This window comes from Nonomuraea maheshkhaliensis, from assembly GCF_039529435.1.
Taxonomy (GTDB): Bacteria; Actinomycetota; Actinomycetes; order Streptosporangiales; family Streptosporangiaceae; genus Nonomuraea; species Nonomuraea maheshkhaliensis.
Genome location: NZ_BAAAMU010000003.1, coordinates 116,593 through 137,092, shown reverse-complemented (window position 1 = coordinate 137,092; position 20,500 = coordinate 116,593). Strand labels below are relative to the sequence as shown.

Genomic DNA, 20,500 nt, shown 5'->3' with positions numbered 1-20,500 from the left:
TGCCGAAGAATTAGAGAGCATCATCTCCCTGGCCGTCTTCGCGCGGTACGGCCAGGAGTATGAGCAAGAACACATCGATGGACAAGGAAGCCAGCGCCCGCATTCAGTCCGCGGCCGCCAGAAGCCCCGACAGCGACAGCGCCCAGGACAGCTTCGACCGTCGGGCGCAGTCGGCCGCTGACAAGAACGAGAATCGGGAGAAGAACCAGTAAGACGACGACTGAGCGTCCGCTGCCTGCCGCAATCCAGGTGACAGGGAAACGATTCCCTGTCACCTACACGGTCCTCCCCGCATTCCCATCCGTCACCACCAGACGCCGTCGCCCCTTTCGCTACGAGGCAAGACGAGCCGTGACGATGCAGGACCGTCAGCGTCCGGTTGGCGGTGGAGGTGACGTCGCCAGCATCGGGGCGCAGCGCAACGACTTCGGCGCTCACCGGCCGTTTGCTTCCGGCCAGCGCCCTTCGTCGTCGGGAGCGGTGTCGTCGCGGTCGACGTCGGCGTGCCCGTCGGCGAGGTAGGCGTCGCGGGCGGCCCAGTCATCGACCCCATCCACGAGCGGCGGTAGTCCCTTGGTGATCCATTCCGCTGGGTAGGGCCGTGCAGGCTCGTCCACGATCGTCACGACCTCCCGCCCAGGTGCCGGTGGTCGCCCGGCGAGGGCGTCGCGGGCGGTGGCTTCGGCGCTCCAGGCATCGCCCATCTGGTGCAGGAGCTGTCCGCTGCGCTCCAGCCCAGCGTCCAGCAGGCGCATGGACTCGGCGATCAGGATGCGTCCTCGCCGGTCGAACTCGGTGTAGGCCGCGTCGTACGCGGTGCGGGCGGTGGCGATCGCCGCCTCGTCGCGGCTCTGCTTGGCGGCATGCAGGGCGTTGTCGGCGGCCCGCACCCGCTCGTGCAAGGCTTTGTGCTCGGCGCCAGGTCGGTGTGCCGGGCGCGGCCAACGAGGTTCTCGGCTCGGCTGACCACCTCGAGCTCGGCCAGGGCCCGCTGCTGAGCGTCGGCGTGGTCAAGCCACTGATCGATCTCTGGTCGGCCGGTCCGGCCCTCGGGTGTCTCCACGCTCGCGACCGTCCTGGTTATCCGCTGAGCTTCGCCCCGGCCTCCACTGGCACGGCGACGGCGTTATCCACTGAGATGCTAGCCGCTCCCAGTGGATAACTGTCAGTTATCCAATGAGAACGGATGCGGTCTTCGCCTCGTGGGGATCAAGGGTTGAGCAGGAAAGTGACGCCGGGGAGCGAACCGGTTGATTGGGGGCGGAGGCTAGTCAGGTTGCCCGACTATCGCGTAGGTGACGTGTGCGGTCGGATGGCACAGGAGGCGGCCAGCGGGCTGGTCCTCATAACGCACCACCAGGTACGCGCCGCGGAAGCCGAGAATGGTGGCCGGCCGGCCGTCAACGGTGACGCGGGCGTTCCGCTTGGCGGCGGGCAGTTGGTACCGGTGCCGCACGTACCGGGCGGCCTCCCCACCGCGGTCCCACGTTCCCGCCTCGCGGGCATGCTGGCCAGGTCGTAGCAGTTCGGTCGTGATGCCGTACACCGCGGTGAGGGCCAGGGCGTGGCCGTCGCACATCCCGGTACGCCCCAGGTGCCGCTCCTCCTCCGTCCTGGTGATCGGTTCGGGGCAAGGCTGGTTCAGCCGGTCCCCCGGCCAGGTGCGGCCGCACTCCTGGCACCGGGTGCTGTCGCCGCTGACCGCGAGCGTCGCCCCGTCCGCGGGACAAATGCCCCAGGCGATGCCGCACACGGCACGCTCACCCCCGCGCCGCGATGCTGCCGAGCGGCTGGCGTGCGGCGGCATAGATGCATCGGTGCCGCCTTCGGCACCCGGTGACGGGTGGCGCAGCCACCCAGCACGGCGGGCCGCCGCAAGGGCGTCACGGCCGGCCTGGCTGACGAGATAACGCATGGGTGTCGTGCCGGAGGCGGGCATCTCCAGCCAGTCACGCTGCACGAGCATGTCCCACCAGGCGCCACCCGGATCGGGCACACCGCGATAGGGCTGCCGGTCCGAGATCACGCGGATCTGCGGAGGATCGAGCGGACGGCCGGTGTGCGGATCGAAGAACCTGCCGTTGACCCAGAGGCTGAGGTGCCCGTCCTCAATGTCGGACAAGGTGCGAATCAGGGCCCGCTCCATACGGCTCAAGGAGGTGTCGTCCTGCTGGGCCGCGCGCTCACCGCTCGTATGCGTGTCTCGGGCGGAACACGCGGGACAGCAGCGTTCGAAGGTCAGGCGCCGCTGCTCGGCGCACGCCTCGAGCGGAACGCCGCAGACTTGACACGGCGCGCTCTCATCAATGCCGGTCACACTCGCCTCCGAGGGGGGAAGGTCCGTCGGGTTCATCATCGGGGTTATCGCCGGCGGACCGCACCCGGATAGCCGTCCGACACAGGCAGCAACGCCGCATCGCCATCAGCTGCGCGTTCCACACATCGCTGCAACGCGTCCAGGCAGCTGATCGAGCGCGTCGGTCAACATCGTGAGTGCGGCCTGATCGCGGGCGATGTGGCCGGAAGGCAATGACATGCGGCGATGGTGGCAGGAGAACTTCTGACCGCGTCCACCTTCCAGGCTGGTTGGCAAACAGCGGCGCCAGGTTGCTTTCGGCCCGCCCGCGGGCCCGCTCGGCCGCCGTGACTCGTTCACCGCTCTCGCGCTGGACGCGTTCGAGGTCGGCGCGGGCCCGGTCCTCGCGGTCCTCGGCCTGGCTCTGAGCCGCGCGCGCCTCGCGTTCGGCGCGCACGGCGGCGCGCCGGGCCCGCTCGGCCGCCTCGGCCTTGTCGCGGGCGGTCAGCGCGTCGGCCTCAGCCTCAGCGGCCTTGATCTCCGCGGTGGCGATGCGCTGCAGCGCGCCCTGCTCGATCTGCTCGGTGCCCACTAGGATCGCGCCCATGACGTACGACCACGACCCTCAGCCGAATGCCACGGCGTGGGACCGCTCGCGCCCCGCCGATGACGGGCTCACCGCCTCAATGCGCGACCACCACACCGGCCGGCCGCTCACCCGCGACGACCTCGAGGCATTCCTGCGCACCCGGATGGCGGCCACGGCCGGCGAGCGGCTGCCGCTGCTGGCGGCCGGGGAGGCCGAGGCGGTCGCCGCGCTGCTGGACGAGCTGGCCGCGCGCCACCCCGGCGAAGACCTCGGGCGGCTGACTCGGGAGCTCGCCGTCCGTCTGTACGACCGGATGGGGCTGTAGTTATGGAGGGCGCGCCCGGCGATCCGGGGGCCCCAGCGCCGGCGCCCTCGAGCTCGCGCGGTTGCTGACCGCGGTCGGGCAAGGGCCACCGCCGCACTTGCCGGTCGACGGCAGCCTGCCCCTCCTGGAACATGCCGCCCCCGGGTTCGTCATGCTCCACCGCGGCAGCGCGACAGGCTTCCCGGCGGCCGCAACCGGCAGCCCGACAGGCGTTGGGCGATGACCGTCTCCACCGGTGACGCGCACGACAACTTGCTCGCCCTGTCCGGCTCTGGCGTCTTCGTCTTGGACAGCCCGACCGTCGACGAGAACCGCTTTGAGGACGGCAGGTGAAGAACTACGGCGGTTATCTTGGGTTTTCAAGAGAACTGGCTGGTCAGCCGCTCGAACGTCTGTTAGGCATGTTAGGCACGTTGACTTGCTCGACGTGATGATGAGGTCGTCGCGTCAGGGGACGTTGGAGCAGTACTGGGGATTAGTCGGCGGGCCCGGAGCAGTAGGGCGCGTTGGTTCTGTTGAACAAGTCGGTCACGGAGCGCTGCGGACTATCAACGTTTTCTTCATCCACTGAAAAACCAGGCTGGTCACTGGGCGGGCCTCCTGCTCGGAGCTGGCCAGAGGAGCCGCGGGACCAGACCCTGCCAGCGGGATCAGTGACCGTGACTCAGACGACGGTCTTCAAGTCCTTCCAGATGTCGTCATCTTTGAAGGCCAACTTCAGCCTGCTGATGCTGCAAGGAGGAAGAGCACCGATCATCCCCTGGCCCATTGTCACGAGCACCGGGAACGCTGGGGAGGGGCTGGGAGATTCGGGGATTTGCATGAAAGTGATGGAAGCGGGCATGGGCTCCATCGCACCGCCCGTCCGGCGTACCGGCCACCTGAGTCAGTTCCCGGGAGGCGGCGGGCGTGGGGGGTGCGAAGCGGCCGACGGGCCTGCGGCCGTGCAGTCGCCAGAGCGCGACCGTCCCGTCCTGAGACACCGACATCACCAGGTCCGTGTCGGTGGCGAGTGCCCAACGCCCGGACGCGGCCGACGATGGCGTGCCGGGTTAACGCGGACCGCTGGCAAAAGCAGGACGTTGGTGTGACGCTTACCCCACTTCGAGCGCCAACATTGAGCGCAATTCGCCCACTGCTGGGCGCGCTTGCTGATCGAGCGGTACCGCCCGGATCACCATGCGCGCCGTCTCCTTGATGTGATTGGTGCGATAGACCGCAGGCAGTGAGTCGATCAAGGTCGCTGCGATCCGGGCTCCCTCATCTACCCCGCCGAGCGCAGCTGTGCTGATGGCTTCATGCAGTCGGGCGTTGACCCGGTATTGGTAGGAGCGGTCAGGGATGATCTTCAGCACGCGTTCGCGTGCCGTGTCGGCCGCCGCTTCATTTCCGGCATAGGCGGCCACCCAGCTTGCGGCGAACGGAACCTGGTCCGGCCGGAAGAAGTCCCACCGGTCGCCGGCGACGCCCCGATTCAGGTTGTCCTGCAACGCGTGGAGTCTCGCTGCCGCTTCCACGTGGCGGCCCAGCACGGCCAGCGCTTTGGCTTCGGCGGCCATGAGCCGCAGCCATGGCCGGCCGCTGACTTGGCGAGCGTTGTGGATCAGGCGCAGCACCGTTGCCGGCTCGCGCTGCCCGTACAGGCCGTGTATGGCTTCTTCGCCACGGACAAGGAGGCGCAATTCGACGTCTCGCGAGGAGTCGGCATGCTTCTTGGCGGTGCTCCACCAGCGAATGGCGCTGCCATGCTCGCTCATCCTGGTCAGCGCGTTCGCTTGAATGGCCGCCAGCAGCGCAGCCACACGGTGCAGTTCCGTCATCTGGTTGTCGGCCGTGCCGGCCATCTGCTCCCGCAGCAGGAAAAGGTCGATAGACAGGTCTTGCACGACCTGAGCGGGGGGTCGTGTGCGCAGTGCGTGGAGATGGTCGGCGCGAGCGATGTCCCAGTCGTCGGCACTACGGTGAGGCGTGGTCGTCAGATCCAGCCCTTGGCGCACTATCTCCTCGAAGCCGAGGACTCCGACGCTGGCGGCCAGTCCGAACAGCTTTCGCCGCTTCGTGGCTTCCTCCCCGTCCTCGTCGCGCACGTCATCTACAGCAAGAGTACGCACTGAGCCCATCTCGGCGGTAGAGGGATGAATCTTCGCAATTTGCCCTCGGTTCTCATCTCTCTCGAAAGCGGCAATAATTTCCCCGTTCGCTGCCACGGCCCTGTCGAGCGCGACCGCAGTCTGTTTTGTCGCGCTTCGACGGCCTTTTTCCAAGTCCTCCACGGTCGTCTTGCCCACGATGGCACGCCGGGCGGCCTCGCGGAGAGTCAAACGGGCATTTCTCCGGCAGCGGTACAGGATCTGTCCGAACGTCTCTTCGCTCATCAGTGTCCGCCCATCTGACCTGTGTCCGCGCTGTCCGCGGACAAGGTGCGGACTTTTGCGGACGCGCCACTACTAGATCTGACCGCTGGAAGTGACAAGGCTACTCGTGAGGCGGAAATCGTCAGGCTCAATCAAGGACGGCTTCCGCCTGAGATCGAAAAGCAACAACCCCGATTGGTTGTTCCTACCCCACTGGAGTCAGACTGTGCTCCTTCCCAAATCGTTGCCGGCCGAGCTTCTGCCGAAAGGCGCTGTCCTGTTTTCCTGGAGAGCACGTGAGAACCGCGATCGGGGCGGGGGCGGCGTGACTGATGAACCAGGAGTGGCCAGCACGAGGCTCACCGACGCGATGACCAGATTCGCGCCCGGGGCGATCGGCTCGATCAGCCGAGTCAGCCTCGACTGGCAAGCTCCTCATTTCGGCTACATCCACGGGCCGGTTCTCGTCGAAGCGTGCAACGACCAGCTCGGCACGCCCGTGCTCACGGTGCCATCAACGTCGCTCGCCCAGGCCCCCTGATCGGCCAGCGCTGGCCAGGTGCGACGGCTCTGACGGCTGCGAAACGCTGCCAGAGCAGATTCTCAGGCTGGCCAGCGCTGGGCTGGCCGTGAGGGTCCCGGCCTCCACGGCCACCCGCAGAAGCACCATCCCTGACAAGCATGTCCACCCGGACGGATGCGCCCTGAAGGCTCGCGTCGCCACGACCCGTTCGAGCCTGAATCGTCCAGTCATCCAACCCATACGGTGACCACATGACTACAGCTACAGATCAAGAGATGGCCAGCGCCGCCCGGCTCCGTGCTGCCATGGTGGACCAGCTCCGTGGCGGCGCGATCAAATCCGACGCAGTGGCCAAGGCCATGGCCACCGTGCCCCGGCACTTGTTCGCGCCCACAACAGACCTGGCCCAGGTATACGAGGCGAACACGGCGTTAGCGGTCAAGTGCGACAGCGACGGCAGGACCCTCAGCTCCCTGTCGGCTCCATACCTCCAGGCCGCCATGCTGAAACAGGCCGAGATCACCCCCGGCATGCGGGTACTCGAAATCGGCTCCATGGGCTACAACGCGGCCCTGCTTGCTGAGCTTGTCGGCCCGGCCGGGCACGTCACCTCCGTCGATATCGGCGGCGACATCGTCGAGCGAGCCCGCGCCCACCTTGCCGCCACCGGTTACGACCGTGTCGAGGTCGTGCACGCTGACGCCGAATACGGCGTGCCCGATGGCGCCCCTTACGACCGGATCATGGTCACCGTGGCAAGCCCGGACATCCCGCCGGCGTGGACGGCGCAGCTCGCTATCGGCGGCCGGATCGTGGTGCCTCAGAAGGTGAAGGGTGTCACCAGGTCCATTGCGTTCGACCGCGGCGGCGCCGGCCTGGTCAGCCGCAGCTACCGCCGGTGCCGCTTCGTCCCCATGCAAGGCGACGAACGCCCACAATCGTGCTCTTCGTTGAGCAAAGCCGTACGGCGGGCGGTCGGGCGGCCACGGCCGTCCGATCAAAGACCGCCGCGCAACCCCTGCCCGGAGCGGTCCGGCGAATTTGAACCAGGGAGGTGATATCAGTGACGACCATTTCCGGTGGCACGATCACCGAACTGTTCACCAACGCACTCGCCCTGACCGTCGAAGGTGACAAGGTCAGCCCACGCGGCATAGCGACACGTGAACTGCTGGACGTGCGCCTGCTGCTGACGGACCCTCGCGCGCGGCTGCTCGACGCCCGGCCCGGCCGCGTCATCAACGCCGCGTTCGCGGTCGCCGAAACCGTCTGGATCCTGTCCGGCGCCGACGGGCCGTGGATCTACGACTTCAACGGGCAGCTGCGGCAGTACGCCGAGAATGACGGCATCCTGCGCGGCGCCTACGGCCCACGCCTGCGCAGCTGGGACGGTAACATCGACCAGATCGCCCAAGCGCTCGCCACGCTGCGCGGCGACCCCGACTCGCGGCGCGCGGTCATCCAGCTGTACGACCCCGCCCGCGACGCTGGCGGCCACCGTGACGTGCCCTGCACGCTCGGCTACCGCTTCCACCTGCGTCAGGGACGGCTGCACATGGCGACGACCATGCGCAGCAACGACCTGTGGACCGGCCTGCCGTACGACATCTTCGCTGCGACGACCCTGCACGAGCTGATGGCCGGCTGGCTGGAGGCTGAGCTCGGCGACTACCACCACCATGTCGACTCGCTCCACCTGTACGACAGCGACCTGGACAAGGCGGCCACGGTCCTGGGCGGCGTCTGCACCGACGAGCGCAGGCTCCCCTCGCTGCAGACGCCTTGGGAGGGGTTCGACGCACTGCTCGATGACGTCCGATCCGGCCGGCCGGTCGGTCACCCGGGCTGGGACGCCATGTCGTCCGTGCTGGACAGCTACCGGCGGTGGAAGCGTGGCGAGCGTGAAGCCGCCGTGGCCGCCGCCGAGAGTGTCGACGGGCCGCTCGGTGAGGGACTGTGCGCCTGGTACTCCGTCCTGAAGGGCCGGTGATGTCGATGTCTCACGTCGTGCTCGGCATCTGTTCCTTCACTCACGACTCGGCGGCGGCTCTGCTCGTCGACGGAGACCTGGTGGGGTTCGTCGAGGAGGAACGCCTGTCCGGGGTGAAACACACCCGCGCCTACCCCGAGCGGGCGGTCGCCTGGCTGATGAGAGACGCCGAGATCACGCCCGCGCAGGTGGACGCCGTCGGCTACAACTTCCGCAGCGCCGAGTATCTGAGGGTCATCCCGCCGGCGCTCGGCATGGCTCTGAACGCCTCCACCCGCGACCGCGCTCTGCCGCGCGCTGCCAGTTTCGCCAAGGTCAGTTACCGCACCGTCCGTCGGGTGCAGAGCTTGAGGCGGCGCTTCCCGCGCGCCCGCGTCCTGCCGCAGCTGCACCACCACACCCATGGGTTGTACGCGTTCGCCGCGTCCGGGTGGGAGGGCGCGGCCGTCCTGGTTGTCGACAGCCTCGGCGAGGCGCAGACGACCACCATCGCGCTGGGGCGTCAGCTGGAGCCCGGTCGCCCGACTGTGCGGCGCGTTCACGCGCTGACCGACCCGGCCTCGCTCGGCTACGCCTACGGCGGCGTCACCGAGCACCTGGGGTGGCGGCGAAGCGACGAGGAGGGAACGGTGATGGCGTTGGCCGCCCTCGGCGACCCGGCCCGGTTCCGTGCCGTGTTCGCTGACGCGATCCCGCTCACAGCGGCGGGGTTCGCGTTGCACCCGGACTACTTCGCGCTCAGGGTGCTGTCGTCGGCGTTCCCCCGCCTGACCCGTCGCTTCGCGGAGGAGACGTGTCCGCGCCGTGCGCCGGCGGCCGCGATCGGCCAGGTGCACCAGGACCTGGCTGCCGCGCTGCAGGAACGTACCGAGCAGGTGATGCTGCACCTGGCCGGCCTGGCAAGGTCCGGCACCAAGATGAGGCGGCTGTGCCTCGGCGGGGGCGTCGCCGCCAACTGCGTGTCCGTCGGCAGGATCGTCGAGGCGGGCCTGTTCGAGGAGGTGTTCGTGCCGCCGGCCCCGGGCGACGCGGGGACGGCGATCGGCGCCGCCGCAGCCGTGCACCTAGGCCGCAGCGCGGCGCCGTTGAGCGGGATCGCAGGCGCGTGCTACCTCGGGCCCGCGTTCGCCGGCCAGGTGCCGGACCTGTCGCGGTTCACCGTCAGCCAGATCGACGGCGACGTCGCCGAGGTCCTCGCCGAGCATCTCGCCGACGGGCGGATCGTCGGCTTGTTCCAGGGTCGCGTCGAGGCAGGGCCTCGCGCGCTCGGCAACCGGTCGATCCTGGCCTCGCCGCTGAGCCCGGGGGTCGTCGCGCGGCTGAACGACACGGTGAAGTTCCGCGAGCCGTTCCGGCCGTTCGCGCCCATGGTGCTGGCGGAGCGGGCTGGCGAATACTTCACCCTCGGCCAGGAGGCGCCGTTCATGTCGATGGCGTCCGGTGTGACGGAGCTGGCCCGCCGGCAGATCCCCGCGATCGTGCACGACAACGGCACCGCACGCCTGCAGACCGTCACCAAGGACGGCAACCCGTTCATGCACGCCGTGCTGACCGCGTTCGCCCGGCGTACCGGCGTACCCGTCCTGATCAACACCTCGCTCAACGTGAAGGGTAAGCCGATGTGCGGCACCCCCGCCATGGCGCTCGACTGCCTGGCGAGCAGCGGCCTGGATGCCCTGCTGATGGAAGGCCGGTGGATCACCGCATGAGAATCGGCTACAGCTTCTGGGGGTTCCTCGGGTCGGGCATCACCGACACGCCGGACGGTGGCCGGAGCCACCGGCGGGCTTTCATCAACGCCATCCAGGGCGCCGGTCACGACGTGGTGTTCCTCCAGCCGAACCGCGACCTGCTCGAAGCCGGCGACCGCGTCGCCGACCGGTACGTGTTCGACGGCGGCCTGCCCGGCATCGACGTCCTGTTCACCGAGTGGCGATGGCCGATCGACGGGCGCAATACGACGGCCTGCACCGCCGACGGGCACACCTGCGACCTGCACCGGCAGACGGAACTACTCGACCACTACACGCACGCGCTCGGCACGCCCTCGATTGTTTGGGATAAGGACCGGATGCTCCCGCTGAAGGACCCGCTCCGCCGCCACCGCGGCGTCGTGGTGTGCGAGGCCGCGTTGGCTCCCACACCTGGTGCTCGCTCGCTGCTGTTCCCGGTCGACGACGCCCTCCTGGCCGAAGCCGACCCGGCGGGGCTGGCCGCGCAGCCGCGGACCTTCACGCTGGCGTACGTTGGCAACCAGTACGACCGCGACGAGGCCTTCGACCGCTACTTCGCTCCTGCGGCGGCGCATGTGCCTCACCAGGTCGCCGGCAAGTGGCCCAACGCCGGTCGCTGGCCCGGCGTGCACTTTGTCGGCAGGGTGCCGTTCAGCGCGGTGAGCCGGATCTACGCCGAGTCCGTGGCCACGGTCCTGCTGCTGCCGGACCGGTACGCGGCCGTCGGCCAGATGACACAGCGGATTTTCGAGGCGGTTTTGGCCGGATGCGTGCCGCTCGCCCCGTCCACCATCGCGCATGTCGACCAGTTCGTCCCGGAGCAGCTGATCGTCGACGACGGCGAGGACGTGCTCGCGGCGGTGCACTGGCTCGTGTGCAACGCCGGCACCGCCGAGCACGCCGACCTGATCGCCGCCTGTCTGGCCAAGCTCGACGTGTTCCAGTTAAGCCGCCAGGTCCAGGCGCTACAGACGATCCTGGGCGAGCTCGACGCTCCCCGCCCTCAAGCCGCCCGGGCGGGCCGATGATCAAAACACCTCAGGCCACAGCCTCTCTGGCAGAGCCCGTCACGACTATCGTGGAGCACCATGCAGATGAACCGCGTCGCCATCGTCGGGTCCGGCGGGAGCGGCAAATCCCACGTGGCCCGGAAGCTCGGCCGCCTGCTGAACGCACCGGTCACCCATCTCGACGCGGTGTACTACGACGACGAATGGACACCGCTGCCGAAAGAGAAGTTCGAGGCGGCCCAGCGGGAACTGGTGGCGAAACCGCGCTGGGTGATCGACGGCAACCACAACTCATCGCTGGCCATCCGGCTGCAGGCGTGCGACACCGTGGTGATGATGGACGTCCCCACGTGTGCCGCCCTATGGGGAATCTTCTCCCGCCAGATCCGCCACGGCGCGGGACAGCACGACTCCGGCGTCTACAACCGCATCCACTGGGGCGTGGTTACGTACGTGGCGACGTATCGGCGCCGCATGCGCCCCAAGGTGCTGGCGAAGATCGACGAGTTCGCCGCCGGCAAGCAGGTGGTGTTCCTGACCAGCCGCGCCCAGACGCGCCGCTGGCTGCAGCGGGTGGGCGCCAGCCGCTGAGGCGCCGTGACGGCGCGGCCGCGGGGCACCCCGCCGCGCTCTCAGGGCGGGAGAGCCGGTCGTGACGTTCACCAAGCTGTACGCCTCCCGCGAAGAGCTCGAACAGACCCTCGCCCACTACACGTGGCTGAGCCGGAACGCCGGACAGGTGCGGCTCCCCGACATCGAGGCGGTGCACGCCGACCGCATCGACTTCGCGTCAGTCGAGGGCCGTCACGCCGCCATCGCCGACGCCCCCGCCGTGGCGTACGAACTCGGCCGCGCCCACGCCGCCACGTGGACGAACGATCTGCACCGGGCGGACCTCACCGCGGCGCACCTTCTGACGGGCGGCTGCGAGCTCGCCGGGTTCGTCTCCCCGCGCGTCGCGGCGCTGCGCCGGCTGCGCGACGCCGGGCGGATCACCGCCGGGCAGGTCGCTGCCGTGCAGCCGCTCCTCGACGTCAGCCCCGACACCCCGGTCGCGTTCTATAAGGACACCAACCCGCGCAACGTGCTCATCACCGGCGACGGGCCCGTCATGATCGACTTCGACAGCATGTCTCTGGCACCGTTCGGCTACGACCTGGCCAAGCTGCTGGTCACCCTGGCGATGACGCACGGCAGTCTGCCGCTCGACACGTTCCTGTCGACGTTGGCCTTCTACAACAGTGCGCTGATCGACGCTGGCCTGCGGCCCGTCCCCACCACCGAGGTGCTCGGCTACGCCGAGCTTCACCACCTGCTCACCCTGTCCTATCTCGGCAGAGGCGGATACCAGCATCTGTGGCCGGACGTCCGCCCCCTCCCACAGGAGCTGAAATGATCACCACGGAACTCGTCTTCGCCCGCCACGGTCAGGCGCAATGCAACGCTGACGGCGTCGTCGGCGGCCCCCGCACCTGCACCGGCCTGACCCACCTCGGCCGCCGCCAGGTCGCCCTGGCCGCCGAGCGCCTGGCCGCCGAGCACGCGGCCAACCCGTTCACCCGCCTGTACGCGGGCCCTCGCCTGCGGCTGCGCCAAAGCGGCCGCATCCTGGCCGACGCCCTGGACCTGCCGCTGAGCGTCAGCGAGTCGCTGGAAGGCCCCAACCATGGGGATGCCGACGGCAAGGTGTGGCACGAGGTGAAGACCGCGTTCCGCGGCGGCCCGCACGCCCACCCCGACCAGCCGTGGGCGGCAGGCTCCGACACCTGGAACGGCTACCTCCAGCGCGCCGGCGCGGCCGTCGCCGACCTGGTGCGAGCCCACCAGGGGGAGCGGGTGCTGTTCGCCGCCCATGGCGAGACCGTGCTCGCCGCGCACGTCCTGCTACTCGAACTGGGCGCCGGCGTGCGGACGAGCTTCACCGTCGACCACGCCTCGATCACCCACTGGCAGCTGCACCGCGACCGGTTCGGCGCCGAACGCTGGATGCTGCAATGCCACAACGACAGCGCGCACCTGCACGCGCCGGCACGCCCATGACGCGCACCGACGACGACCTGCTGGCGGTGGCCCGCGACCAGCTCGGCCCCGTCACGCCGATTCAGCGCTTCGACTTGCCGTCGCGGGTGCAGCTCCTCGTCGCCGGCGACGGGCAGCGCTACATCCTGAAGCGGCACGACCGGCCGGGCCGGTACCGCGCCGAAGCCGACGCCTACAGCAGCTGGGTGCCGTCCCTGGGCGGTAACGCGCCGACGCTGATCCACGCCGACCCGGACAGCCTCTCGCTGCTGCTGACGGTCGTTCCTGGGCGGCATGCCACACAGCTGCAGGAGGGGTCGACAGGTGAGCTGCGGGCTTACCGCGAGGCGGGCCGCGTCCTGCGGCTGATCCACCAGGCGCCGCCGGGCCCGCACGCTGGCACCCGCGCGCCCGCCCACCTCGCCGAGCGCATGCGCTGGTGGGCGGGCCGGGCGCACTCGGCGGCCCTAATCTCGGCCTCGCACTTGCATGCCCTGCACGCGTGGGCGGACCGGATGGCCGCCGAGACGCTCGAAACGGCCGTCTGCCACCTCGACTTCCAGCCGCGCAATTGGATCATCAGCCCTACGGGGCAGATCGGCGTGTTCGATTTCGAGCACAGCCGCCTGGACGTCCGCGTGCGTGACTTCAGCCGTCTCGAACACCGCTTCTGGGGGCATAACCCTGGCCTGCGGGAAGCGTTCTTTGATGGCTACGGCTGCTCCCTCGGCCCTGCCGAGCAGGACCTACTGAGGCGCTTCGGCCCCCTGGAAGCCGTGACCGCGATGGTGCGCGGCTACGAGACAGGTAATACCGAGCTTCTTGCCCATGGCTGCACCCTCATCGCCGACCTCTACTGACCGCGAAGGGACCATCATGACGACCTCGGTCAGCTCACACGATGCCGACGCGCTGCTTGTCCGGCGAGTCGTTGTCACCGGCGCGGCCGGCTTCATCGGCTCACACCTCTGCCAGGCGTTGATCACGCGAGGTGTGACCGTCATCGGCGTCGACCGGCGCGACCCGAGCCGGCACTCCATCGCCGCGCAGAACCTGGCCGACATCCGCGACCATCCGGCGTTCATCTTCGCCACCGGCGACCTGCGCACCTGCGCCATCGAACCGCTGCTGATCGACGCCGACGTCGTCTTCCACCTGGCCGCCATCCCCGGCGTCCAACCCTCGTGGGGAGCCGACTTCGACGACTACGTGGCCTGCAACGTGTCGGCCACCCAGCGGCTCATGCACGCCGTCACCAGGCTGCGCATTCCACGCCTCGTCGTCGCGTCCTCCTCCAGCGTGTACGGCGCGACCGGAGGACGGCCCAGCGCCGAAACGGACCATCCGAAGCCCGCCTCCCCATACGCCGTGACCAAGCTCGCCGAGGAGCAACTGTGCCTGGCGCACGCGGCCCGGTCCGAGTGCGCCACCACGGTGGTGGCGCTGCGGTACTTCACCGTGTACGGGCCGCGCCAGCGCCAGGACATGTTCGTTCACCGACTGCTGACCGCGGCCTCGACCGGCGCGACCCTGCACATCTACGGGGACGGCAGGCAGCGGCGCGATTTCACGTATATCGACGACGCGGTCGCCGCGACCGTCGCCGCCGGCACCGTGTCCCTGCCGAACAGCGTGATCAACGTGGGGGCCGGGACAACAACGCGTATCAATGACGTGGTGGAACTCGCTCGCCGGATCACCGGCGCCCCAATAGACGTGCGTTCGACGAGCGCGCGCAGCGGCGATGTGCCCGTCACGCATGCAGACCCGTCCTGCGTACGTCACCTGCTGGGCTGGGCTCCGGCCACTGACCTGCTCACCGGAATGACCGCGCAACGCGGCTGGCTGGCTTCCAGCCGACCAGTTGCGGCGGAGGTCATCTGAGGTTCCTGGTCTCACGCGCGTAGTGTCTCCATGGCCCGGGCAGCGTGGGCGGGAACCGATCGACCTGTAGCGGCCAACTTGTGGACAGGGCTAACATGCCCTCTGACCTGCAGGAGAGTCCAGCAGCCCTAGTAGCCATCGGGGGACTTGATCCAGGTGGTCGTCGTCGAGGGCGAGCTTACTCACTCTCCTCCAACAAGAAGGTGGAATCAGCTGCGGCGACGACGCGCAACCTCCCTGAGTCGTGACCGCCGCGGCGCCTCAGTCCGGTCCGGCCTCTAACTCGGTGTCGCGAGGTACCGCGTCCGAGTTGCGCTGATACGGCATCGGGTGGTCCACCGGCAGCCGCGCTTGCGGGCGACATCGGCCGAGACCTCCGCCACCAGCTCGGGCTCAACGCGCCGATAGGTGATCGGGTCGCTCCCGGGCAGACCCGTCCAGCCGGCGGGCCGAGCACAGGCGTGACCCACGGCAGCGGCAGCCCATCATGCTGAGGACGCGACCAGCCGGCCGGGCAGGCGTCGACTCCCGTGGCCCGCTCGGCCGCGTCCTGCCGCCGCCACACCTGATCTGGTGGCGGCCTCCTGCCCGGTGCGGCGGGCATCGTGACGGGAGTCGGCCGCGCCGGGGGCGGCGTGCTCATCATCGGCGCCCATCTCCTGCCTGGCTCTGACCAGCTCGAGGCGGCGTGGCGATGACGCCGCCGGATGACGTTGCAGCCGAGGACAGAACGGCGTGGCCAGTGTCGGTGAGCAGGTAACGCATGCACGGCCCGGGCGGCGGCAGTTCCAGCCAGCCGCGCTCGAGCATCGGCGTCCACCAGTCGCCGCGCAGGTAGGGTACGCCGGGCTGAGGTTGCCGGTCAGGCAGCACCTGAATCTCGGGCGGGTTGAGTCGCGCACCGGTGTGCTCGTCATAGAAGCGGCCGCGTACCCACAACGTCAGATGGCCGTCGGCGACGTGCTCGAGGGTTCGGCGCAACGCCTCCTCCGCGCGCGGGTCGAAGCCGTGAGGTGTCATCGCAGCCACCCGCTCACCCTGACGCAAGCGCCCCGGCATGCCGGCCATCGGCGGCCGCACCGCCGCTCGGGATCCCGCCGCGGCGAGGCCTCGCCGTGCGTCGACGCTGTCGCCCTCATCGTGGCGCCCCGTCGCCTTTCCGCGCAGCCAGTTGTTCCCGACGACTGGCCAGCAACTCGGCCAGGCCGGCATGCAGAGCCGGCCAGTCGCGTGTGTCGGGGTAGACGGCCCCGGCGGGCAAGACGCCGGCGATGAGGCTCATCCGGATGGGCACGTGGTAGGGGCCGACGACGGCCAGGACGACCTGGACAATTCCAGAGATGGTCAGAGCTCCACGCTGGCCGGCCCACAGCGGGCCGAGGTGACGGCCACGGATGTCGAGCCAGGCGGAAACGCGGTCCCGAGCGATCGGTGGAAGGGGGGACTATGCGGACCTGGCCGCCCTTGCCATGCAGGCGGATCGTGTCGGTGCGGGCGGTAATCGCGATGTCATCGACCTCCAGCCGGGCGCACTCCTCCTCGCGGGCTCCGGTATACAGCAGGATCGCAATGATCGCCGCGTCACGAGCGCCGCGGCGGGCGGCGGCGCGTTCAACGGCACCCTGCTCGGTGCTGGTGAGGGCGTCGGGCTCGCCGGGCTTGGGGGCAGTGGCCCGTTTGATGCTGATACGTAGCCCCATCTGGGCGTACATCAGGGTGAGCGCGGCGATCCCCTGGTTGATGGTGTTGGGTGCGGCACGGCCGTCGATCCGGCTCTGGCGCCAGGCGGTGACCGCGGCCTCGGCGCCGACGACATCGGCGAAGGCATCGTCGTGCCCTGCGCCGGGGCCGGCCAGCCACCTCATGTAAGTGCGGCCTGCCGCTTGTAGGCCTTGACCGTGTTGGCCGACAGCTTGCACCGATCGAGGTGTCGATGCAGGGCGGTCAGCGCCCGGTCGGCGACCGAAGCGACGTCGCCGGCATCGGGGCGCAGCGCCACGACCTCGGCGCTCAACGGCCGCTGGCTTCCGGCCCGTGCCCTTCGTCGCCGGGAGCTGTCGGCGTACTCATTGGTGTGCAGAGGTGCGTACGAGTATTCGGGCTCTGTCGCTGATCTTGTGACGCGGAACGTCAGTCCCGAAGCAGGATCTTCTTCCTGAGAAGGTCGAAATTCGCGCGGCCATATCCCTGCCGCTTGATCAACTTAACTCGCGTGTTCTGCCCTTCGGCCTGCCCGGAACTCCAGGACACTGACAGACCCGCCGTCACCGCTTCCAAATCGAGAGCAAGACCGTCGGCGTACTGGACGAGCGTGGGCAGGCCGCTGCCACGGACGTCGTCGATCCAGGCCGGGAGCCGGTCCCCGCGCAGATCGCGCATCATGGTGGCGAAGCTGCGCACGTGCCGGGTGACGGCGTCCAGTTCCGGGCAGGCAGCGCGGATGTCCTTCAACGTCACGGCGTCATCGGGGCGGAGGTCATCGGGATGGATCATGATCCAGCGGGTGACCGTGCGCGGACGCGGAATCGGGCGGGGTGGCGGCGGGGCCACCGCGTTGCTCTTGAGCAGGCGCACGTACCAGTAGACGGGACTGGGGCTGCCGCGGTAACTCTGCGCGGCAACCTCCCGAAACAACTGCGAGGCATTGTGACAGCCATCGATGGTGACACGCTGATGTAGGTAGGGCTTGAAGGCATCCAGCAGCGTGCGCCGATGCGTGGCCGAAGCCAGCAGCTCTTCCAGGCCGGCGGCTCGAGCGTAGCGGCGCACGGTGTAGTAGTTGAGCCCCAATTCGCGGCTGATGCCCCGCAACGAGCGGCCGTCAGCCACCAGCCGTTGAACCGCCTCGTAGCGTTCGATGGTGCGGCTCACCAGGCGGCGCGGCCGGCCGTGCACATCAAGCATCCCATCACGCGGCACGGGCACCTCGTCGGGCACCTCGCCGAGGGCCGGGGCCGGTGTCGTGCCGTCCTCGCCGGAACCATCGGAGCTAGCAGCCTCATCGAGGGCGGTCTTGACGCACGCATGGTGGGAACGCACGGCGGCGTCGACCGCCTCGGCCAGGTTGTGGTACAGGTGCCAGCGATCGGCCACGTCCAGCGCCTGCGGAGCTCCGGTTCGGATGGCCTCGGCGGTCAGCACGACATGGCCGTCGGGCTGGTAGCGGGCGCTGCCGTCGGCGCCGTCCGGCCAGTACCGCACCCGCTCGCCCAGGCGGGCCTGGCCAGCAGGGGCGCCGCGGTGCCGGGCGGTGCCGGGTCCTCCCTCAGCAGTCGGCCGGCTTGGCCGAGGTGCCAGCGTCCGGCGCGAAGGTGACGGGTGTCGCTGGCGGCAGAATCGCTGCCAGCGCTCCCGGGCGCGGGCGGCGAGGGTGTTGCCACTGTGCCGGGGCGTCGCCGCTCACCGCGATCTCGTATGCCGCGTCCCTGCTGTTGTTGTTCACGAACACCCTGCTCCTCTGCCAGCGGTGCAGCCGAATGGGACGATGGGGCTGCTCAAGGATGGTCCGGTGGTGGATGTGCTCGATCCGGCGGCCGGTCTTCTGCCGCGTGCGAGCGAGCGCATGTATGTCGAGGTCGGGCACAGCCCTCCTGCTTGCCCCGTTCCGGGTGCGCCGGGCGTGCGCGCTCACGTGCGTGGCGGCTCTTCCTGGGCGGCCAGGTCGGCTTCGAGCTGGTAGGCGGCGTGTCCGCCGAGGTCCTGATCGGGGTGGTTGTAGCGCATGGTGGTGGCCAGGTTGGCGTGCCGGGCGGCGCGTTGCACCTTGTCGGGGGCGAGGCCGAGGGCGAAGGCGTGGGTGATGAAGGTGGAGCGCAGCATGTGCGGGTACAGCTCTGCTGCGCGCTCCTTCGGAATGCCGCCCAGCGGGGCGGCCTGGCGCAGCGCGTCGCGGACCCACCAGCGGTCAATGGGCCGGCCGCCGGGCTTGCTGAACAGCAGCTCCGTGGCGGGCCGGTCATCCAGCAGCGGCTTGAGCAGATCCGTGGCCAGTTTCGGCAGCGGCAGCAGTTCCTCGGTGCCGCCCTTGTTGCGGAAGGACACGGTCAGATGCCGGGCGCCGTCGAAGCCGACGATCCAGCGGATGTGGCCCACGGTCAGTGCGGGCAGGGAGCCGCTGCGGGTGCCGAGCCCGGTCAGGATGGCCACCGCGGCGGCCGCGTCCGGGCGGCTCTTGGCGAGTTTGCGCAGCCCGTCGCGTAGTTGTCCGGCCTCGGCCTTGGACAGGGGGAAGGTGCGGCCCGTGCGGGGCGTGGGCGGCGGTTCCACGTACATGGCGGGGTTGTGGCCGGTCGCCCGGCGCCGGTGGGCGTATGTGAAGAAGCTGCGCAGCGCGGTGATGCGCTTGGCGACCGTGGTGGCCGACAGCGGGGTGCCGGGTTTGCGCACGCCGTGGCGGAGCCGTCCGCTCAGTGCATCGTCCTTGTATGCCTTGAGATGATCTTCGGTGACGGCTAGCAGCCCTGCGGGGCGTCGCGCGGCGTCGAGTGTGTTCATCCAGACCAGGAACCCCGACAGGCAGCCCAGGTAGGTGCGGCGGGTCTCGGCGGTGTCCTGCTCTTGCAGCCAGGTCGCCGCGGTGTGCCAGGCGGCCGGTTCGAGCGCGTCGACGCGGTCGACGTCGTGCCCGGCCACCTCTCCCCCGTCGCCGCGCCGACGCCGTGGCGACAGCCCGGTGATCTCGCCGACACTGCGCACCTGCGCCTGTGGCGGCGCCGCCGCCTGGCCGAACCGGGGTCCGGCGGCCTCGGGCAGACCCGGGCCCGCCGCGGCGTAACCGTTGCCGTGGTGCGAGCCGCTGTCGGGCCACAGGATCGCCGTGGGCTGCAACGGCTCGCCCTCGTCCTGGCTGGCCAGGGCCGCGGCACCGCGATCACCGGCGGCGCGGGAACCGGCTGTGCCCTGGCCAGGTGGCGGCGCGCCCGGCGTGAGGGCGTCGGAGGTGACAGCGACGGACGAGGACGGGAAGGCCTGTGAGGTGGTCATGATCGTGCCGGCGTTTCTGTTGTTCTGGGCAAGGGGCGGCCAATGGGTCGCCAGGCGTGGCCGGACGGCCCTTCGCGGAGCGCGTCGGCGTTGTCGGCGAGGTTGATGCCGCCGCCGGTGATGACGGCGTCTAACCCGCGCAGCGCCTGCTGTTCGCGCCGGTAGTCGTCGGTGAGGGCGATGCCGAGGTAGGCCAGGCCGGCCCCGTCGGGCAGGGTGGAGTCGATGACGTGATCGCTCTCGGCGCTGACGCACCAGGCGTGGTCGAAGGCGAACGGCACGCCGTCGGCCAGCACCATGCCCTCGACATACAGCAGGTCGGCGTGCTCGTCGGCCATGCGGCTGGCGGTGGTGAAGCATGTGCCCGGCGGGCCCGCGGCGAACCTGGGCGGCCGTGGTGCCGGGGTGAACAGGCGGCCTTGGGCCAGGAGCAGCTCGGCCAGGCTGGCGTAGCTCCAGGTGTCGCGCTGCCCGGCGTGGACGGAGCGCCACAGTCCGGCGATGGCGCCGGCCTGCTGCAGCAGTTGTTGTTCCGCCGCGCGGCTCATGAGGCCGGCTCCTGCAGGAGTGCGGTGAGCGCGCGTTCGCGCTCAAGGTCGCGCTGCTCCTGCGCGGCATCGGGAATGCGGGGCGGTATCCGAGTGCAGGCCACGCGGATGCGATGGCTGGTATCGGGTTTGAGCCGCCAGTTGCCAGGGACGGGCTGTCCAGAATCACTTCCCAGCCGTCGTAGGGTGCGGCGAGGTAGGCGGTGATGGACCTTTCGACGGTGGCGGCCGTCGTCGGATCGCTCA

The 20,500-nt window shown here is 69.5% G+C and carries 24 protein-coding genes; 13 read left to right on the top strand and 11 right to left on the bottom strand.

All coding sequences use genetic code 11. The annotated features are described in order from the left end of the window. Window positions 1-59 precede the first annotated feature (59 nt). Window positions 60-212, top strand: a complete 153-nt coding sequence (locus tag ABFX54_RS03580) for a hypothetical protein (protein ID WP_346101424.1) — start codon at window positions 60-62, stop codon at window positions 210-212. A 222-nt stretch (window positions 213-434) separates the two neighbouring features. Here the strand turns inward: ABFX54_RS03580 and ABFX54_RS03575 are convergent, their stop codons facing one another. The 3 genes from ABFX54_RS03575 to ABFX54_RS03565 all read right to left on the bottom strand — a co-directional run bounded on the left by ABFX54_RS03575 (window position 435) and on the right by ABFX54_RS03565 (window position 2,903). Further along, window positions 435-902 (bottom strand): hypothetical protein, encoded by a 468-nt coding sequence (locus ABFX54_RS03575; RefSeq protein WP_346101423.1) that lies wholly within the window; start codon window positions 900-902, stop codon window positions 435-437. 365 nt (window positions 903-1,267) lie between these two features. Then, window positions 1,268-2,317, bottom strand: a complete 1,050-nt coding sequence (locus tag ABFX54_RS03570) for a hypothetical protein (protein WP_346101422.1) — start codon at window positions 2,315-2,317, stop codon at window positions 1,268-1,270. After that, complete coding sequence (locus tag ABFX54_RS03565) at window positions 2,304-2,903, bottom strand: hypothetical protein (RefSeq protein WP_346101421.1); 600 nt, start codon at window positions 2,901-2,903, stop codon at window positions 2,304-2,306. Before ABFX54_RS03565 ends, ABFX54_RS03570 begins: the two co-directional genes overlap by 14 nt. On the opposite strand from ABFX54_RS03565, the gene ABFX54_RS03560 reads away from it, so the two are divergent. Then, window positions 2,902-3,210, top strand: a complete 309-nt coding sequence (locus tag ABFX54_RS03560) for a hypothetical protein (protein WP_346101420.1) — start codon at window positions 2,902-2,904, stop codon at window positions 3,208-3,210. The genes ABFX54_RS03565 and ABFX54_RS03560 overlap by 2 nt on opposite strands. Before the next feature lie 664 nt (window positions 3,211-3,874). Here ABFX54_RS03560 and ABFX54_RS03555 read toward each other — a convergent pair. After that, window positions 3,875-4,054 (bottom strand): hypothetical protein, encoded by a 180-nt coding sequence (locus tag ABFX54_RS03555; protein ID WP_346101419.1) that lies wholly within the window; start codon window positions 4,052-4,054, stop codon window positions 3,875-3,877. 250 nt (window positions 4,055-4,304) lie between these two features. Further along, entirely contained in the window at window positions 4,305-5,585 is a 1,281-nt protein-coding gene (locus ABFX54_RS03550) for a helix-turn-helix domain-containing protein (RefSeq protein ID WP_346101418.1), read from the bottom strand. Between the two features lie 304 nt (window positions 5,586-5,889). Between ABFX54_RS03550 and ABFX54_RS03545 the strand changes: the two genes are divergently transcribed. From ABFX54_RS03545 to ABFX54_RS03500, 10 genes are all read left to right on the top strand, one after another. Further along, a complete protein-coding gene (locus ABFX54_RS03545) occupies window positions 5,890-6,105 on the top strand; it encodes a hypothetical protein (protein WP_346101417.1) in 216 nt (71 codons plus the stop codon). A 257-nt stretch (window positions 6,106-6,362) separates the two neighbouring features. Then, on the top strand, window positions 6,363-7,145 hold the full coding sequence (gene fxlM / locus ABFX54_RS03540; protein WP_346101416.1) for a methyltransferase, FxLD system: 783 nt from the start codon (window positions 6,363-6,365) through the stop codon (window positions 7,143-7,145). A gap of 5 nt (window positions 7,146-7,150) precedes the next feature. Further along, window positions 7,151-8,077, top strand: a complete 927-nt coding sequence (locus ABFX54_RS03535) for a thymidylate synthase (protein WP_346101415.1) — start codon at window positions 7,151-7,153, stop codon at window positions 8,075-8,077. After that, window positions 8,077-9,786 carry a carbamoyltransferase family protein gene (locus ABFX54_RS03530; protein WP_346101414.1) on the top strand — a complete coding sequence of 570 codons (1,710 nt, stop codon included), beginning with the start codon at window positions 8,077-8,079 and terminating at the stop codon, window positions 9,784-9,786. The genes ABFX54_RS03535 and ABFX54_RS03530 overlap by 1 nt, the downstream gene beginning before the upstream one ends. Beyond that, window positions 9,783-10,838 (top strand): glycosyltransferase family protein, encoded by a 1,056-nt coding sequence (locus ABFX54_RS03525; RefSeq protein WP_346101413.1) that lies wholly within the window; start codon window positions 9,783-9,785, stop codon window positions 10,836-10,838. The genes ABFX54_RS03530 and ABFX54_RS03525 overlap by 4 nt, the downstream gene beginning before the upstream one ends. A 60-nt stretch (window positions 10,839-10,898) precedes the next feature. Beyond that, the gene (locus ABFX54_RS03520; RefSeq protein ID WP_346101412.1) at window positions 10,899-11,411 is read left to right on the top strand and encodes a P-loop NTPase family protein; all 513 of its coding nucleotides are present in this window, start codon (window positions 10,899-10,901) and stop codon (window positions 11,409-11,411) included. Between the two features lie 61 nt (window positions 11,412-11,472). Continuing rightward, window positions 11,473-12,216: a phosphotransferase gene (locus ABFX54_RS03515; protein ID WP_346101411.1), complete on the top strand. Its 744-nt coding sequence runs from the start codon at window positions 11,473-11,475 to the stop codon at window positions 12,214-12,216. Beyond that, a complete protein-coding gene (locus tag ABFX54_RS03510; protein ID WP_346101410.1) occupies window positions 12,213-12,860 on the top strand; it encodes a histidine phosphatase family protein in 648 nt (215 codons plus the stop codon). The genes ABFX54_RS03515 and ABFX54_RS03510 overlap by 4 nt, the downstream gene beginning before the upstream one ends. Continuing rightward, a complete protein-coding gene (locus ABFX54_RS03505) occupies window positions 12,857-13,699 on the top strand; it encodes an aminoglycoside phosphotransferase family protein (protein ID WP_346101409.1) in 843 nt (280 codons plus the stop codon). The genes ABFX54_RS03510 and ABFX54_RS03505 overlap by 4 nt, the downstream gene beginning before the upstream one ends. A gap of 16 nt (window positions 13,700-13,715) precedes the next feature. Then, complete coding sequence (locus tag ABFX54_RS03500) at window positions 13,716-14,723, top strand: NAD-dependent epimerase/dehydratase family protein (protein WP_346101408.1); 1,008 nt, start codon at window positions 13,716-13,718, stop codon at window positions 14,721-14,723. A 642-nt stretch (window positions 14,724-15,365) separates the two neighbouring features. Here the strand turns inward: ABFX54_RS03500 and ABFX54_RS03495 are convergent. Continuing rightward, entirely contained in the window at window positions 15,366-15,791 is a 426-nt protein-coding gene (locus tag ABFX54_RS03495) for a hypothetical protein (RefSeq protein ID WP_346101407.1), read from the bottom strand. A gap of 326 nt (window positions 15,792-16,117) precedes the next feature. Between ABFX54_RS03495 and ABFX54_RS03490 the strand changes: the two genes are divergently transcribed. Then, complete coding sequence (locus tag ABFX54_RS03490; protein WP_346101406.1) at window positions 16,118-16,417, top strand: hypothetical protein; 300 nt, start codon at window positions 16,118-16,120, stop codon at window positions 16,415-16,417. Between the two features lie 167 nt (window positions 16,418-16,584). Here ABFX54_RS03490 and ABFX54_RS03485 read toward each other — a convergent pair whose 3' ends face one another. The 5 genes from ABFX54_RS03485 to ABFX54_RS03465 all read right to left on the bottom strand — a co-directional run bounded on the left by ABFX54_RS03485 (window position 16,585) and on the right by ABFX54_RS03465 (window position 20,254). Next, the gene (locus ABFX54_RS03485; protein ID WP_346101405.1) at window positions 16,585-16,737 is read right to left on the bottom strand and encodes a hypothetical protein; all 153 of its coding nucleotides are present in this window, start codon (window positions 16,735-16,737) and stop codon (window positions 16,585-16,587) included. 116 nt (window positions 16,738-16,853) lie between these two features. Next, entirely contained in the window at window positions 16,854-17,924 is a 1,071-nt protein-coding gene (locus tag ABFX54_RS03480; protein ID WP_346101404.1) for a transposase, read from the bottom strand. 64 nt (window positions 17,925-17,988) lie between these two features. Continuing rightward, a complete protein-coding gene (locus tag ABFX54_RS03475) occupies window positions 17,989-18,306 on the bottom strand; it encodes a hypothetical protein (protein ID WP_346101403.1) in 318 nt (105 codons plus the stop codon). A 44-nt stretch (window positions 18,307-18,350) separates the two neighbouring features. After that, window positions 18,351-19,706, bottom strand: a complete 1,356-nt coding sequence (locus ABFX54_RS03470; RefSeq protein ID WP_346101402.1) for a tyrosine-type recombinase/integrase — start codon at window positions 19,704-19,706, stop codon at window positions 18,351-18,353. Further along, on the bottom strand, window positions 19,703-20,254 hold the full coding sequence (locus tag ABFX54_RS03465) for a hypothetical protein (RefSeq protein ID WP_346101401.1): 552 nt from the start codon (window positions 20,252-20,254) through the stop codon (window positions 19,703-19,705). Before ABFX54_RS03465 ends, ABFX54_RS03470 begins: the two co-directional genes overlap by 4 nt. Between the last annotated feature and the right edge of the window lie 246 nt (window positions 20,255-20,500).

Bases quoted from the DNA above. Each gene is read 5' to 3' on its own strand.
- ABFX54_RS03500 (WP_346101408.1), top strand. From the start codon at position 13,716: ATGACGACCTCGGTCAGCTCACACGATGCCGACGCGCTGCTTGTCCGG.
- ABFX54_RS03465 (WP_346101401.1), bottom strand. From the start codon at position 20,254: ATGAGCCGCGCGGCGGAACAACAACTGCTGCAGCAGGCCGGCGCCATC.
- ABFX54_RS03495 (WP_346101407.1), bottom strand. From the start codon at position 15,791: ATGGCCGGCATGCCGGGGCGCTTGCGTCAGGGTGAGCGGGTGGCTGCG.
- ABFX54_RS03510 (WP_346101410.1), top strand. From the start codon at position 12,213: ATGATCACCACGGAACTCGTCTTCGCCCGCCACGGTCAGGCGCAATGC.
- ABFX54_RS03550 (WP_346101418.1), bottom strand. From the start codon at position 5,585: ATGAGCGAAGAGACGTTCGGACAGATCCTGTACCGCTGCCGGAGAAAT.
- ABFX54_RS03555 (WP_346101419.1), bottom strand. From the start codon at position 4,054: ATGCCCGCTTCCATCACTTTCATGCAAATCCCCGAATCTCCCAGCCCC.
- ABFX54_RS03505 (WP_346101409.1), top strand. From the start codon at position 12,857: ATGACGCGCACCGACGACGACCTGCTGGCGGTGGCCCGCGACCAGCTC.
- ABFX54_RS03490 (WP_346101406.1), top strand. From the start codon at position 16,118: ATGTCGAGCCAGGCGGAAACGCGGTCCCGAGCGATCGGTGGAAGGGGG.
- ABFX54_RS03520 (WP_346101412.1), top strand. From the start codon at position 10,899: ATGCAGATGAACCGCGTCGCCATCGTCGGGTCCGGCGGGAGCGGCAAA.
- fxlM (WP_346101416.1), top strand. From the start codon at position 6,363: ATGGCCAGCGCCGCCCGGCTCCGTGCTGCCATGGTGGACCAGCTCCGT.
- ABFX54_RS03530 (WP_346101414.1), top strand. From the start codon at position 8,077: ATGTCGATGTCTCACGTCGTGCTCGGCATCTGTTCCTTCACTCACGAC.
- ABFX54_RS03580 (WP_346101424.1), top strand. From the start codon at position 60: ATGAGCAAGAACACATCGATGGACAAGGAAGCCAGCGCCCGCATTCAG.
- ABFX54_RS03565 (WP_346101421.1), bottom strand. From the start codon at position 2,903: ATGGGCGCGATCCTAGTGGGCACCGAGCAGATCGAGCAGGGCGCGCTG.
- ABFX54_RS03470 (WP_346101402.1), bottom strand. From the start codon at position 19,706: ATGACCACCTCACAGGCCTTCCCGTCCTCGTCCGTCGCTGTCACCTCC.
- ABFX54_RS03560 (WP_346101420.1), top strand. From the start codon at position 2,902: ATGACGTACGACCACGACCCTCAGCCGAATGCCACGGCGTGGGACCGC.
- ABFX54_RS03525 (WP_346101413.1), top strand. From the start codon at position 9,783: ATGAGAATCGGCTACAGCTTCTGGGGGTTCCTCGGGTCGGGCATCACC.